This window comes from Escherichia sp. GZ89, assembly GCF_019366485.1.
Taxonomy (GTDB): domain Bacteria; phylum Pseudomonadota; class Gammaproteobacteria; order Enterobacterales; family Enterobacteriaceae; genus Escherichia; species Escherichia fergusonii.
On sequence record NZ_JAEOHX010000071.1, the window covers coordinates 1 to 539 of the forward strand.

A 539-nucleotide genomic window follows, 5' to 3' on the forward strand; every position below is an offset into this window, starting at 1 on the left:
CTTCTTCCCCGCTGGTGGCGATAAAACGAATCCCATAATGGGTCGGTATATCTTTCAGACGCGCCGCCAGTTCCAGCATAACGCCTAATCCCGCGGCATTATCATCCATTCCCTGTAACGTTAAACCGCCCAGATTGGCATCGACATCAGCATCGCTCTGCGGAGCGTAGGTATCCAGATGCGCCATAATGATGATCTGCTGCGGCACGCGCCCTTCATGGGCGGCGATGACCGTACTGCCCGTCACGTTATGCCAGTTTTTGCGATTATCCTTCGTGGTATAAATAAATCGGCTATTAAACGTTCGAATATCGCTTTGGTATCCCATCTGGGTAAATTGTTGGCGTAAATAATCGGCAGACAACATCTCGGCGGGGGAGCCAGTCATTCTCCCGGGAAAAAAGGTGGCGATATGTCGTGCCTGAGTATTCGCTATTTCACCAGGCCCTGGTGATGCTGCTTGTGCAGGAAGGATAAAGCCTACGCCGAGCGCCAGAATGACGGCAAAGCGGCGCGTTGCGGAAAACATAATGAGTCCT

1 protein-coding gene is annotated in these 539 nt (G+C 52.1%); it reads right to left on the minus strand.

Going from position 1 to position 539, the window contains the following annotated elements:
* On the minus strand, positions 1–529 hold a 529-nt coding region (locus tag K0335_RS22260), incomplete at its 3' end, for an aminopeptidase (RefSeq protein ID WP_219394175.1).
* Positions 530–539 lie beyond the last annotated feature (10 nt).